12 protein-coding genes are annotated in these 13111 nt (G+C 64.1%); 4 read left to right on the top strand and 8 right to left on the bottom strand.

The window, feature by feature from the left end; all coding sequences use genetic code 11:
* Window positions 1-19: 19 nt before the first annotated feature.
* The gene (locus HU719_RS13405; protein ID WP_186537171.1) at window positions 20-2242 is read right to left on the bottom strand and encodes a heavy metal translocating P-type ATPase; all 2223 of its coding nucleotides are present in this window, start codon (window positions 2240-2242) and stop codon (window positions 20-22) included.
* An 82-nt stretch (window positions 2243-2324) separates the two neighbouring features.
* Between HU719_RS13405 and cadR the strand changes: the two genes are divergently transcribed.
* The gene (cadR, locus tag HU719_RS13400; RefSeq protein ID WP_186537170.1) at window positions 2325-2768 is read left to right on the top strand and encodes a cadmium resistance transcriptional regulator CadR; all 444 of its coding nucleotides are present in this window, start codon (window positions 2325-2327) and stop codon (window positions 2766-2768) included.
* Between the two features lie 109 nt (window positions 2769-2877).
* Here cadR and HU719_RS13395 read toward each other — a convergent pair whose 3' ends face one another.
* The 3 genes from HU719_RS13395 to HU719_RS13385 are packed head-to-tail and all read right to left on the bottom strand — an operon-like array spanning window position 2878 to window position 5505.
* Entirely contained in the window at window positions 2878-3849 is a 972-nt protein-coding gene (locus tag HU719_RS13395; protein WP_186523268.1) for a thymidylate synthase, read from the bottom strand.
* Between the two features lie 47 nt (window positions 3850-3896).
* Window positions 3897-4706 (bottom strand): prolipoprotein diacylglyceryl transferase, encoded by an 810-nt coding sequence (lgt, locus tag HU719_RS13390; protein ID WP_186537169.1) that lies wholly within the window; start codon window positions 4704-4706, stop codon window positions 3897-3899.
* 16 nt (window positions 4707-4722) lie between these two features.
* Window positions 4723-5505, bottom strand: coding sequence for a sulfite exporter TauE/SafE family protein (locus HU719_RS13385; RefSeq protein ID WP_186537168.1), 783 nt, complete (start codon window positions 5503-5505; stop codon window positions 4723-4725).
* 119 nt (window positions 5506-5624) lie between these two features.
* Here HU719_RS13385 and HU719_RS13380 point away from each other — a divergent pair, with 119 nt between their 5' ends.
* Window positions 5625-6371: an NRDE family protein gene (locus HU719_RS13380; RefSeq protein ID WP_186523273.1), complete on the top strand. Its 747-nt coding sequence runs from the start codon at window positions 5625-5627 to the stop codon at window positions 6369-6371.
* Between the two features lie 108 nt (window positions 6372-6479).
* Here HU719_RS13380 and ptsP read toward each other — a convergent pair whose 3' ends face one another.
* Window positions 6480-8759, bottom strand: a complete 2280-nt coding sequence (ptsP, locus tag HU719_RS13375) for a phosphoenolpyruvate--protein phosphotransferase (protein WP_186523274.1) — start codon at window positions 8757-8759, stop codon at window positions 6480-6482.
* A gap of 22 nt (window positions 8760-8781) precedes the next feature.
* Window positions 8782-9261: an RNA pyrophosphohydrolase gene (locus HU719_RS13370; protein WP_028688498.1), complete on the bottom strand. Its 480-nt coding sequence runs from the start codon at window positions 9259-9261 to the stop codon at window positions 8782-8784.
* Between the two features lie 141 nt (window positions 9262-9402).
* Between HU719_RS13370 and HU719_RS13365 the strand changes: the two genes are divergently transcribed.
* Window positions 9403-10059, top strand: coding sequence for a histidinol-phosphatase (locus HU719_RS13365; RefSeq protein WP_186537167.1), 657 nt, complete (start codon window positions 9403-9405; stop codon window positions 10057-10059).
* A 13-nt stretch (window positions 10060-10072) separates the two neighbouring features.
* Here the strand turns inward: HU719_RS13365 and HU719_RS13360 are convergent, their stop codons facing one another.
* Both HU719_RS13360 and ilvA read right to left on the bottom strand, forming a co-directional pair.
* On the bottom strand, window positions 10073-10498 hold the full coding sequence (locus HU719_RS13360) for a DUF2269 family protein (RefSeq protein ID WP_186537166.1): 426 nt from the start codon (window positions 10496-10498) through the stop codon (window positions 10073-10075).
* 116 nt (window positions 10499-10614) lie between these two features.
* Window positions 10615-12129, bottom strand: a complete 1515-nt coding sequence (ilvA, locus tag HU719_RS13355; protein ID WP_186537165.1) for a threonine ammonia-lyase, biosynthetic — start codon at window positions 12127-12129, stop codon at window positions 10615-10617.
* 135 nt (window positions 12130-12264) lie between these two features.
* On the opposite strand from ilvA, the gene rpiA reads away from it, so the two are divergent.
* The gene (gene rpiA, locus HU719_RS13350) at window positions 12265-12939 is read left to right on the top strand and encodes a ribose-5-phosphate isomerase RpiA (protein WP_186537164.1); all 675 of its coding nucleotides are present in this window, start codon (window positions 12265-12267) and stop codon (window positions 12937-12939) included.
* The last annotated feature ends 172 nt before the right edge of the window (window positions 12940-13111 follow it).

Below are 13111 nucleotides of genomic sequence, written 5' to 3'. Positions count from 1 at the left end.
CGGCCCTACATAAGGAGATTCACTTGCGCAACAGGCGCAACCCGTTGAACACCACCAGCAAACTGACGCCCATATCGGCGAACACGGCCATCCACAAGGTAGCCATGCCGGCAAAGGTCATCGCCAGGAAGACCGCCTTCACCCCCAGCGCCAGCACGATGTTCTGCAACAGAATCGCCGCGCTCTGGCGCGACAGGCGGATAAACGCCGGGATCTTGCGCAGATCGTCGTCCATCAACGCAACATCCGCCGTTTCGATAGCCGTGTCGGTCCCTGCCGCTGCCATGGCAAAGCCGATCTCGGCCCGCGCCAGGGCCGGGGCATCGTTGATACCGTCACCCACCATGCCAACGCGGTGGCCTTCGGCATAAAGCGCTTCGATGCTGTGCAGCTTGTCAGCCGGCAGCAGGTTGCCCTCGGCACGGTCGATGCCCACCTGCGCAGCGATAGCCTGGGCCGTGTGCGGGTTGTCGCCGGTCAGCATCACTGTCTTGATGCCCAGCGCATGCAGTTCGGCAATGGCCTGCCGGCTGCTGTCCTTGACCGTGTCCGCCACGGCGAACAGCGCCAGCGGGCCGCTGCGGTCGAGCAGCAACACCACCGTCTTGCCCTGGCGCTCCAACACATCCAGTTGCGCCTCAAGCTCAGGCGAGCACAGCCCCAGTTCTTCGACCAGGCGATGGTTGCCCAAATGGTAGGTCACGCCGTCGATATCCCCGCGCACGCCCCGCCCGGCCAGTGCAGCAAAACCACTGACCTCGACCATGGCCAGGCCTTCAGCCTTGGCAAACTGGGCAATGGCGCCTGAGACCGGATGGTCCGAGCGCGCCGCAAGGCTTGCCGCCAGCGCCTGGGCGCGGCCTTCGAACCTGGAGTCGAGTACCTGGCTGTCGGTTTGCACCGGCTTGCCGTGGGTGATGGTGCCGGTCTTGTCCAGGGCCAGGAAGTCCAGCTTGCGGCCACCTTCCAGGTAAACCCCGCCCTTGATCAAGATGCCCTTGCGCGCGGCAGCAGCCAGGCCGCTGACAATGGTCACCGGGGTCGAAATCACCAGTGCGCACGGGCAGGCGACCACCAGCAGCACCAACGCGCGGTAAACCCAGTCGAACCAGGCGCCGGCCATGAACAACGGCGGAATCAACGCCACGGCCAGGGCCACGGCGAACACGGCCGGGGTGTAGATGTGCGAGAACTGATCAACGAAACGCTGGGTCGGGGCGCGGGCGCCCTGGGCTTCTTCCACGGCCTTGATGATCCGGGCCAGGGTGGACTGGCCGGCAGCGGCGCCGACGCGGTATTCAAGCGCCCCGGCCTGGTTGATGGTGCCGGCGAACAGCTTGTCGCCAGCCGCCTTCTCCACCGGCAGGCTTTCACCGGTGATCGGCGCCTGATCGACGCTGGATTGGCCGTTTACTACCTCGCCATCCAGCCCGATGCGCTCGCCCGGGCGCACCCGCACCAAGGCGCCAATGGCCACATCACGCACCTCGACCTCCAGCCACTGGCCGTCGGCCTGCTGCACGGTGGCCATGTCCGGGGTCAACTGCATCAGGCCGCCGATAGCGTTACGCGCACGGTCCAGCGAGCGCGCCTCGATCAGCTCGGCAAGGGTGAACAACACCATGACCATGGCCGCTTCTGGCCACTGCCCAATCAACACCGCACCGGTCACGGCGATGCTCATCAGCGCATTGATATTGAGGTTGCGGTTTTTCAGGGCGATCCAGCCCTTTTTGTAGGTGCCCAGGCCACAACCCAGAATGGCCGCCAAGGCAAATACGGCGACCAGCCACTCAGGGGCCATGCCGGAAAAGTGCAGCACTTCGGCGCCAATGGCGGCCACACCCGACAGCGCCAACGGCCATACGCTCTTTTTCACCACCGGCGCTGCGCCGTCGCCCTCGCCCGTCAGCGGCTCGGCTTTCATGCCCAGGCTGTCGATGGCCCGCTCGATGTCGCCGGTGCCGTCCAGGGTGTGGCGCACGCCAAGCACGCGGTTGATCAGGTTGAATTCCAGCTGTTCGATGCCCGCCAGCTTGCCCAGCTTGTCCTGGATCAGCGTCTGTTCGGTGGGGCAGTCCATGGCCTGGATACGGAAGCGGCTAAGCCGCGCGCTGGCGCTGGCCGTCTCGCTCAGTTGCACCAACGCAGGCGCAGCAGCGCCACCGCAGCAGCTGTGGGCGTGGCCGTGGCTTTCGCCACCGTGGTCGTGGGCATGTTCGTGACTGACGGGCTGGTTCATCGGGGCGTCCTTGATTTGAGCCTGTTGCCAAGTGAACACCCTGTAGCCACTATAGGGTCAAGCCCTCAGTTGGAGATGTGCCGTGAAGATCGGAGAACTGGCCAAAGCCACCGACTGCGCCGTGGAGACCATTCGCTACTACGAGCGCGAGCAACTGCTGCCGGAACCTGCGCGCAGCGACGGCAACTACCGGCTGTACACCCAGGCCCATGTCGAACGGCTGACGTTCATCCGCAATTGCCGCACGCTGGACATGACCCTTGAAGAAATCCGCAGCCTGCTGCGCCTGCGTGACAGCCCGGACGGCTCATGCGGCAGCGTCAACGCGCTGATCGACGAACACATCGAGCATGTGCAGGCGCGTATCGACGGGCTGATGGCGTTGCAGGCGCAACTGGTGGACTTGCGCCGCCAGTGCACGGCGCAAGGTGCCGAGTGCGCGATCCTGCAGCAGTTGGAGACCAACGGCGCGGTAACGCTGCCGGACGTCGAGCATTCCCATGTGGGGCGCAGCCATGGGCATTGACGCCTGAAAACATCGCGGGGCAAGCCCGCTCCCACGTTCATCCACCTTCAAAGGGGGCGTGGGAGCGGGCTTGCCCCGCGATGGCGTCAGCCAAGCCTGCGAAGAACGATCAGACCGCCATCGGCGCCGTCAGTGGCGCATGGTGCTCGTAGCCTTCCAGCCAGAAATCGCTCGGCTCGATCTGCTCAAGCCACTCAGGCGCGTACACCCCGGTATCGGCAAACGCCGGTACACGGTCGCTGATCACGAACTTCGGCGCCGGCAGCGGCTCGCGCTTCATCTGCTCGTTGAGCATGTCCAGATGGTTCTCGTACACATGGGCATCGCCGATGAAGTAGGTGAACCAGCGCGGGGTGTAGCCGGTCAGGCGGCCGAACAACGACAGCAACGCCGCGCCTTCGGTGAGGTTGAACGGCGTGCCAAGGCCCAGGTCGTTGGAGCGGATGTAGAGCGTCAGGGAGATTTCCTTGGTCTCGACATTGGGGTGGAACTGGTACAGCAGGTGGCACGGCGGCAGCGCCATCTCGTCGAGCTGCGCGCAGTTCCAGCCGTGGAACAGGATGCGCCGGCTGCCCGGATCATTGGCAATGGTGTCCAGGCACTGGCGCACCTGGTCGATGGCCTTGTACAGAATGACGAACGCCTGGCCGTCTTCTTCATCCTGGGCAATCTGCCGGAAGCCGGCCTTTTCGGCCATTTCGATCGCAGCGGGGTTGTTCAGCGCGATGCGCTTGTACCCCGGCCACTGGCGCCACTGCACGCCGTAGATTTCGCCGAGGTCGTCATGGCCCTGGCGGAACGGGTTGGCCAGCCACTGGGCGTTCTCGTTGGCGTTCTGGTCCCAGACCTTGCAACCCAGGTCACGGAACTGCCCGGCGTTTCTCACACCCCGCAGAAACCCGACCATTTCGCCAATCGCCGACTTGAACGCCAGCTTGCGCGTGGTGACGGCAGGGAAGCCTTTTTGCAGGTCGAAACGCAGCATCGCACCCGGCAGGCTGATGGTGCGGATACCGGTGCGGTTTTCCTGCAGCGTGCCGTTTTCGATGACGTCACGGACCAGGTCTAGATACTGTTTCATGGCATTCCTGTAGCAAGCACGGCAGGGGGTCGCCCCTGCCGTGGGAATCAAACGACGGCTTTGGCCGTGGGTTTACGGTTGTAGGCCAACCAGATCAGGAAGAGCCCGCCGACGATCATCGGCACGCAGAGCAACTGCCCCATGGTCAGCCAGCCGAACGCGATATAACCCAGCTGGGCATCGGGTACCCGCACGAATTCCACGATGAAGCGGAAAATGCCATAGAACAGCGCGAACATGCCGGATACGGCCATGGTCGGGCGCGGCTTGCGCGAGTACAGCCAGAGGATGGCGAATAATGCCACACCTTCGAGGGCGAACTGGTACAGCTGCGACGGGTGACGCGGCAGTTGCGCCGGGTCGCTGAAGGGTGGGAACACCATGGCCCATGGCACATCGGTGGCCTTGCCCCACAGCTCGGCGTTGATGAAGTTGCCGATACGGCCGGCGCCCAGGCCAATCGGCACCAAGGGCGCAACGAAGTCCATCAGTTCGAAGAACGACTTGTTGTTGCGCTTGCCGAACCACAGCGCTGCCAGCATTACGCCGATGAAACCGCCGTGGAACGACATGCCGCCCTTCCAGACCTCGAAGATCAGCGTCGGGTTGGCCAGGTACTGGTGCAGGTCGTAGAACAGCACATAGCCCAGGCGCCCGCCGACGATCACCCCCATCGACAGCCAGAACACCAGGTCGGAGAGTTTTTCGCGGCTCCAGGTGGGGTCGAAGCGCTTCAACCGGCGCGAGGCCAGCAGCCAGGCGCCGCCGATGCCGATCAGGTACATCAGGCCGTACCAGTGGATTTTCAGCGGCCCGAGGGCCACGGCCACGGGGTCGATCTGCGGGTAAGGCAGCATGGTTATTCCTCTTGGTTCAAATCAGAAAACTCAGGCCGACGCTGAACAACAGCGCGGCAAACAGACGCTTGAGCACCCGTGGCGACAGCTTGTGCGCCAGGCGCGCGCCAAAGCGTGCGAAAAACATGCTGGTCACGGCAATGCCGAGCAGCGCCGGCAAGTACACAAAGCCGAAGCTGTGCGGCGGCAATTGCGGCTCATGCCAGCCCAGCCAGATGAAGCCAAGGGCGCTGGCCACGGCAATCGGCAAGCCGCAGGCGGACGAGGTTGCCACCGCTTGCTGCATCGGCAGGCTGCGCCAGGTCAGAAACGGGACAGTGAGCGAGCCGCCACCAATGCCGAAAATCGCCGAAGCCCAACCGATGACACCACCGGCTGCGGCAAGCGCCGGCTTGCCAGGGATGCCGCGGCTGGCCTTGGGCTTGAGGTCCAGGGCCATTTGCGCGGAAACCAACAGGGCAAACACGCCGATGATTTTTTGCAGCAGCGGGCCCTGGATCAACGAGGCGGTCTTGGCCCCGACCATGGCCCCGAGCAGGATACCCACGGTCATCCAGGCGAACACCGGCCATTGCACGGCACCTCTGCGCTGGTGTTCGCGTACAGCGTTGATCGAGGTGAAGACGATGGTTGCCAGCGAAGTGCCGACGGCCAGGTGGGTGAGCACCGAGGGCTCGAAGCCCTGCAACGTGAAACTGAACACCAGCACCGGCACGATAATGATCCCACCGCCCACGCCGAATAGCCCGGCCAGTACGCCGGCGCAGGCACCCAACAGCAGGTAGAGTACGAATTCCATTCGTGGCCCCAGTGGAAAACAATGCGGCATGGTAACGGAAGCCGCGCCTGGGGCTCTAGTGAACTCTGTGTCAGCTGATGCCTGGCCGGGACAGTGGCTGAAAATCCAAGAGGCTAGTTATGTGCCTGATCGTATTCGCCTGGCGGCCGGGGACAGCCCGCCCGCTGATCGTCGCAGCCAACCGCGACGAGTTCTATGCCCGCCCCACCCAGGCGCTGGGCGCCTGGGAGGATGCGCCGGGGGTGTATGCCGGGCGCGACCTGGAGGCCGGCGGCACCTGGCTGGGCATCGGCCCGCAGGGGCGCTTTGCGGCGCTGACCAATATTCGCGACCCAGGGCAGCCGCTGGGGCTGCGTTCGCGGGGGGAGTTGGTGGCAGGTTTTCTGCAGGGTGAACGGGGTGTTGAGGCTTATCTGCAGCACGTGGCCAGCCGGGGCGGGGAGTATTCGGGTTTCAACCTGCTGGTCGGCGACGGCACGCAGTTGGGGTATCTGAATGCCCGCCAAGCACAGCCGCGCATGCTCGATGAAGGGGTGTATGGGTTGTCCAACGCTGAGCTGGATACGCCATGGCCGAAGCTGGTAAAAGCGCGGGCGGGGCTGCAACGGCTGGAGCAGCGGCCTGAACCGCAGCAGTTGCTGGCATTGCTGGCCGACGCGGCGCCGGCTGCCGACAGCGAGTTGCCACAGACGGGTGTGGGGCTGGCGACCGAGCAGTTGCTGTCGAGTGTTTTTATTGCCAGCCAGAGCTACGGGACTCGGGCGAGTACGGTGCTGATTGTGGATAACAACGGGCAGCGGCGCATGGTGGAGCGCAGCTTTGGGCCGTTTGGCGGGCGCCTGGGGGAGGTTGAGGTGTTGGCCTGAGCCATTGACGCTGGTTGGGCCGGCCTCTTCGCGGGGCAAGCCCGCTCCCACCAAGCCTGGTGTGGCCTTGTGGGAGCGGGCTTGCCCCGCGAGAGGCCAGCGCAGGCTTCAGAGGGTCTTGTTGGCCCCAGGCCCGATCATCCGCGCCAGCCCCAGGTTCTTCAGCGCCAGTTGCAGCGAGCTGTGGATAAGTTGCGGGTTGTCGTGGCTCAGGGCGTCGACCAGCAGCTCCTTCGCCTTGCTCATGTTCACCTGGCGCAACATCCACTTCACCTTCGGCAAGTTGGTGGCGTTCATCGACAGGCTGTCAAAGCCCATGGCCATCAGCAGGATCGCCGCAGCGGGGTCACCGGCCATTTCGCCGCAGATACTCACAGGCTTGCCCTCGCCGTGGGCATCGCGCACCACGTGGCTGAGCGCCTGCAGCACCGCCGGGTGCAGGTAGTCGTACAGGTCGGCGACACGCGGGTTGTTGCGGTCCACCGCCAGCAGGTACTGGGTCAGGTCGTTGGAGCCCACGGACAGGAAGTCCACCTGCCGCGCCAGCTCTTTGGTCTGGTACACCGCTGCCGGGATTTCCACCATCACGCCAACCGGCGGCATCGGCACGTCGGTGCCCTCGTCACGCACCTCGCCCCAGGCGCGGTGGATAAGGTGCAGCGCCTCTTCCAGCTCGTGAATGCCCGAGATCATGGGCAGCAGGATGCGCAGGTTGTTCAGCCCTTCGCTGGCCTTGAGCATGGCGCGGGTCTGCACCAGGAAGATTTCCGGGTGGTCGAGGGTGACGCGAATGCCGCGCCAGCCCAGAAACGGGTTTTCTTCCTTGATCGGGAAGTACGACAGGGCCTTGTCACCGCCAATGTCGAGGGTGCGCATGGTCACCGGCAGCGGGTGGAACGCCTGCAACTGCTCGCGGTAGATCGCCAGCTGTTCCTTCTCGCTGGGGAAACGCTGGTTGATCATGAACGGCACTTCGGTGCGGTACAGGCCCACACCCTCGGCGCCGCGCTGCTGGGCACGGGCAACATCGGCGAGCAGGCCGGTGTTGACCCACAGCGGCATGCGGTGGCCATCCGGGGTAATGCACGGCAGTTCGCGCAGCGCGTCCAGCCCCTGGGCCAGTTGGCGCTCTTCCTCGACCACTTCGCGGTACTGCTTGCGCAGCACATCGCCTGGGTTGGTGAACACTTCGCCCTTGTAGCCGTCAACGATCAGTTCGATGCCGTCGACCTTCGAATACGGCAGGTCGACCAGGCCCATGACCGTGGGGATGCCCATGGCCCGGGCCAGGATCGCAACGTGCGAGTTACCCGAACCGAGCACCGAAACCAGGCCCACCAGCTTGCCTTCTGGCACTTCGCCAAGCATCGCCGGGGTGAGCTCTTCGCTGACCAGAATGGTGTTGTCCTGGTACACCAGCGACTGCGAGCGGGCTTCTTGCAGATAGGCCAGCAGGCGCCGACCGAGGTCCTTGACGTCGGAGGCGCGCTCGCGCAGGTAATCGTCGTCCATCAGCTCGAAACGGCTGACGTGCTCGCCCACCACCTGGCGCAACGCACCCTGGGCCCACTGGCCAGTCTTGATCACGGCGACCACTTCGCCGCCCAGGGCTGCGTCTTCGAGCATCATCAGGTAGACGTCGAACAGCGCACGCTCTTCAGGGCGCAACTGCGTGGCCAGCTTGGCCGACAGCTTGCGCATGTCGGCGCGCACGCCTTCGAGGGCGTTGTTGAACAGCTTGAGTTCGTTGTCGATGTCTTCGACGGTCTTGTCCGGCACCACTTCGAGGTCCGCCGGCGGCAGCATGACCACCGCCCGACCGACCGCAGCACCCGGCGAGCCAGGCACACCGACGAAGCGCGCTTCCTGGATGCCCTTGCCCTGGCGGCCCAGGCCGCGAATGGAGCCGGTGGCCTCGGCGTGGGCGATAACCCCGGCAAGCTGGGCGCTCATGGTCACCAGGAAGGCTTCTTCGCCTTCATCGAACTGGCGGCGCTCCTTCTGCTGGATGACCAGTACCCCAACCACGCGGCGGTGGTGGATGATCGGCGCACCGAGGAACGACGCGTAGCGCTCTTCGCCGGTTTCGGCAAAGTAGCGATAACGCGGGTGATCGGCGGCGTTTTCCAGGTTCAGCGGCTCTTCACGGGTACCCACCAGGCCCACCAGGCCCTCGTTGGGGGCCATGCTGACCTTGCCGATGGAGCGCTTGTTGAGGCCTTCGGAGGCCATCAGCACGAAGCGGTTGCTCTCAGGATCGAGCAGGTAGACCGAGCAGACCTGGCTGCCCATGGCTTCCTTGACGCGCAAGACAATGATACCCAACGCCGTCTTGAGATCTTTGGCGGAGTTCACTTCCTGGACGATCTTGCGCAGCGTATTGAGCATGGCTCGGGGTCGGACTCCGTGGTCAGTCGCGCGTCAACAGGCGCGGGGCTAGCTCTTTCAGGGCGCGACGGTAAACCTCGCGCTTGAATGTCACCACCTGGCCCAACGGATACCAGTAGCTGACCCAGCGCCAGCCGTCGAATTCCGGTTTGCCGGTGAGGTCCATGCGCACCCGTTGCTCGTTGCTAACCAGGCGCAGCAGGAACCACTTCTGTTTTTGGCCGATACACAACGGCTGGCTATGGGTACGCACCAGACGTTGGGGTAAACGATAACGCAACCAGCCACGGGTGCAGGCAAGTATTTCCACGTCCTGGCGTTCCAGGCCGACTTCTTCGTTCAGCTCGCGGTACAAGGCGTCTTCCGGCGTTTCGTCAGGGTTGATGCCACCCTGTGGAAACTGCCAGGCATCCTGGTTGATCCGGCGAGCCCATAGCACCTGCCCGGCATCATTCGTGAGAATGATCCCGACATTGGGGCGAAAACCATCCGGGTCGATCACGGCAGCAACCTCGCAAACGCATGTCGCCGCATTGTTCCACAAAGCCTGCGAGCGCAGCAACGCGCCCGCAAGCTTATGTGCAGCAAGGTGAAAACTCCGTATTCTGCGGGGCTTTCCCGGAAGCTTTTGCGAGAACTAGCGATGCGCCTGGCTTTATTCGACCTGGACAATACCCTCCTCGGCGGCGACAGCGACCACGCCTGGGGCGACTACCTGTGCGAACGGGGCATTCTTGACCCGATCGCCTACAAGGCGCGCAACGATGCCTTTTACCAGGACTACCTCAACGGCACCCTGGACCTGCAGGCCTACCTGGCCTTCTCCATGGAGATCCTCGCCGCCACCGAGCCTGCCCAGCTGGACCAGTGGCACGCCGAGTTCATGCGTGACTGCATCGAGCCGATCATGTTGCCCAAGGCCATGGCGCTACTGCAGCAGCACCGCAATGCCGGCGATCAGCTGGTGATCATCACCGCCACCAACCGCTTCGTCACCGCGCCCATCGCCAGGCGCCTGGGTGTGCAGGTGCTGCTGGCCACCGAATGCGAAATGCAGAGCGGCCGCTACACCGGGCGCAGTACCGATATACCGTGTTTCCGTGAAGGCAAGGTGACGCGCCTGGCGCGGTGGATGCTGGAGAACGGCTTTACGCTTGAAGACAGCTACTTCTATAGCGACTCGATGAACGACCTGCCGCTGCTGGAGCAGGTCACCCACGCGGTGGCCGTCGACCCCGACCCGAACCTGCAGGCCGAAGCCGAAAAACGCGGCTGGCCGGTGATTTCGCTCAGGGACTGAGCGCAGCGTGCGGCTAGACCGGCTTGGCGCCCATCAGCCCAGCAATCGACAGGAAACACACGCCGCTGAACAGCGCCAGCGCGAGGGTCAGGCGCAGCCCCGCACCCTCGCCCTTGCGCAGCCGGTTCAGGCGCACCAGCAGCCACCACACGGCCAGCGCGCCGACGGTGTAGATGACGCTTGAGGCCAATACCCAGGTTTGCCCCAGCGGCCAGCCGACCAGGTGCACCAGCCACCAGCCGGTGAACGGCATGCTCACCAGGCACACACCCATCAGCAGCCAGACGAACAGCAGCGGGCGGCGCAACAGCTTGGCGTAGGCCTCGGCATCGCCCTGGCGGCGGGCACGCAGGGTCCAGACGGCCAGGCCCAGGGCGCTGAGCAACAACAGCGCGGTGGCGAGGACATGCAGGGTCTTGAGGGTGGTCAGGTGTTCCATCGCAGAATGTCCTTGATATGGGCCAGTACGCGTGTGCTGCATCGCGGGGCAAGCCCGCTCCCACAGGATGCATGAAAGCGCTTTTGTGGGAGCGGGCTTGCCCCGCGATGGCGTCGTCAGCCCAAGAATAGCCGGTAAGCCGGGTTCTCGGTTTCATCCCAATACGGGTAGCCAATCTTGGCCAATGCCTCCGGCACCAGGTGGCGTTCTTCTTCAGGCACCTGCAAGCCTGCCACTACGCGGCCATCCGCCGCGCCATGGTTGCGGTAATGGAACATCGAGATGTTCCAGCGCCCACCCAGCTTGTTGAGGAAGTTGAACAGTGCACCGGGCCGCTCGGGGAATTCGAAGCGCAGCACGATTTCGTCATGGGCGCCCGCCGAATGGCCGCCGACCATATGGCGGATGTGCAGCTTGGCCAGCTCGTTGTCGGTCAGGTCGACCACCGGGAAGCCTTGCTCGGTCAAATGCTGTACCAGCATGGCCCGTGGGTCGGTTTCCGGGTGAGTCTGCACACCGACGAAGATGTGCGCCTCGTCAGAGGTGTGCTTGCGGTAGTTGAATTCGGTGATCTGGCGCTTGCCGATGGCCTCGCAGAAGGCCTTGAAGCTGCCCGGGCGCTCGGGGATGGTCACGGCGATGATGGCTTCACGCTTTTCGCCCAGTTCGGCACGCTCGGCGACATGGCGCAGGCGGTCGAAGTTGACGTTGGCGCCAGAATCGATGGCCACCAGGGTCTGGCCGGTGACGCCTTTGAGCTCGACGTACTTCTTGATGCCCGCCACGCCCAATGCGCCGGCAGGTTCGGTGATCGAGCGGGTATCGTCGTAGATATCCTTGATAGCTGCACAGATTTCGTCGGTGCTGACAGTGATCACTTCATCGACATGGTGGCGGCAGATATCGAAGGTATGCTGGCCGATCTGCGCCACCGCCACGCCATCGGCAAACAGCCCGACCTGCGGCAGCACCACACGCTCGCCTGCGGCCATGGCAGCTTGCAGGCAGTTGGAGTCGTCGGGCTCGACGCCGATGACCTTGATTTCCGGGCGCAGGTACTTGACGTAGGCGGCAATGCCGGCAATCAGCCCGCCACCGCCCACCGGCACGAAGATCGCGTCCAGGCGGCCTGGGTGCTGGCGCAAGATCTCCATGGCCACGGTGCCTTGGCCGGCAATGGTGTGCGGGTCATCGTAGGGGTGGATATAGACGAAGCCCTTTTCATCGACCAGTTTCAGCGAGTACGCCAGCGCCTCGGGGAACGAGTCGCCGTGCAGTACAACCTTGCCGCCGCGCGAACGCACGCCTTCAATCTTGATTTCCGGGGTGGTCTTGGGCATCACGATGGTGGCTTTGATGCCAAGCTCGCGCGCCGCCAAGGCCAGGCCCTGGGCATGGTTGCCGGCGGATGCGGTCACCACGCCCCGCGCCAGCTCTTCGGCGGTCAGTTGCGCCAGCTTGTTGTAGGCCCCGCGAATCTTGAACGAGAACACCGGCTGCAGGTCCTCGCGCTTTAGCAGCACGCTGTTGCCCAGGCGCTTGCTCAGTTGCCCGGCGCTGTGCAGCGGGGTTTCGACGGCTACGTCGTAGACGCGCGAGGTGAGGATCTTCTTGACGTACTGTTCGAGCATCGGGAAAGCATCACTGGGCCGCGGGACAAGGGCTGCGAGTCTACCGCAGCGCCACGTCGGGCGACCACAGCAAAGCCGTGCGAGCCGTTATACTAGGCAACTTTGAAACCCGCCCTGCCCCTTCCCGGAGCCCGCATGACCCAGGATCAACTCAAACAGGCCGTCGCCCAGGCCGCTGTCGACCTCATCCTCCCAAAGCTGGATGAAAAAAGCGTCGTAGGCGTTGGCACCGGTTCTACCGCCAACTTCTTCATCGACGCCCTGGCGCAGCACAAGAGCGCCTTCGACGGCGCCGTCGCCAGCTCCGAGGCCACTGCACAGCGCCTGAAGGGCCATGGCATTGCGGTGTATGAGCTGAACAGCGTCAGTGAGCTTGAGTTCTATGTCGATGGCGCCGACGAGAGCGACGCGCACCTGAACCTGATCAAAGGCGGTGGCGCGGCCCTGACCCGCGAGAAAATCGTCGCGGCCGTGGCCAAGACGTTCATCTGCATCGCCGATGGCAGCAAGCTGGTACCGGTGCTGGGCGCCTTCCCGCTGCCGGTCGAGGTCATCCCCATGGCCCGCAGCCACGTGGCGCGCCAGCTGGTCAAGCTGGGCGGCGACCCGGTTTACCGCGAGGGTGTGGTGACCGACAACGGCAACGTGATCCTGGATGTCTACAACCTGCAGATCACCAACCCGGTCGAGCTGGAAACCCAGATCAACGCCATCGTTGGCGTGGTAACCAATGGCCTGTTCGCCGCTCGCCCGGCTGATGTGCTGTTGCTGGGTACTGCTGAAGGCGTGAAGACCCTCAAGGCCGAGTGAGGCCTTTGCAGGTGAACCGGCCAGCCTGCATTGGCCTCATCGCAGGCTGGAGAGCTCCTTTGTGGCGAGCGGGCTTGTCCCGCGTTGGGCTGCGCAGCAGCCCCTGGGGTTTCAGGGCTGCTGCGCAGCCCAACGCGGGACAAGCCCGCTCGCCACGACTCTCTATCATTTC

It is taken from the genome of Pseudomonas farsensis (genome assembly GCF_014268805.2).
GTDB lineage: Bacteria > Pseudomonadota > Gammaproteobacteria > Pseudomonadales > Pseudomonadaceae > Aquipseudomonas > Aquipseudomonas farsensis.
The sequence above is the reverse complement of the archived record's forward strand: the minus strand, read 5'-3'. Positions and strand labels throughout refer to the sequence as shown.

Bases quoted from the DNA above. Each gene is read 5' to 3' on its own strand.
- HU719_RS13405 (WP_186537171.1), bottom strand. From the start codon at position 2,242: ATGAACCAGCCCGTCAGTCACGAACATGCCCACGACCACGGTGGCGAA.
- HU719_RS13395 (WP_186523268.1), bottom strand. From the start codon at position 3,849: ATGAAACAGTATCTAGACCTGGTCCGTGACGTCATCGAAAACGGCACG.
- lgt (WP_186537169.1), bottom strand. From the start codon at position 4,706: ATGCTGCCTTACCCGCAGATCGACCCCGTGGCCGTGGCCCTCGGGCCG.
- HU719_RS13385 (WP_186537168.1), bottom strand. From the start codon at position 5,505: ATGGAATTCGTACTCTACCTGCTGTTGGGTGCCTGCGCCGGCGTACTG.
- HU719_RS13380 (WP_186523273.1), top strand. From the start codon at position 5,625: ATGTGCCTGATCGTATTCGCCTGGCGGCCGGGGACAGCCCGCCCGCTG.
- ptsP (WP_186523274.1), bottom strand. From the start codon at position 8,759: ATGCTCAATACGCTGCGCAAGATCGTCCAGGAAGTGAACTCCGCCAAA.
- HU719_RS13365 (WP_186537167.1), top strand. From the start codon at position 9,403: ATGCGCCTGGCTTTATTCGACCTGGACAATACCCTCCTCGGCGGCGAC.
- HU719_RS13360 (WP_186537166.1), bottom strand. From the start codon at position 10,498: ATGGAACACCTGACCACCCTCAAGACCCTGCATGTCCTCGCCACCGCG.
- ilvA (WP_186537165.1), bottom strand. From the start codon at position 12,129: ATGCTCGAACAGTACGTCAAGAAGATCCTCACCTCGCGCGTCTACGAC.
- rpiA (WP_186537164.1), top strand. From the start codon at position 12,265: ATGACCCAGGATCAACTCAAACAGGCCGTCGCCCAGGCCGCTGTCGAC.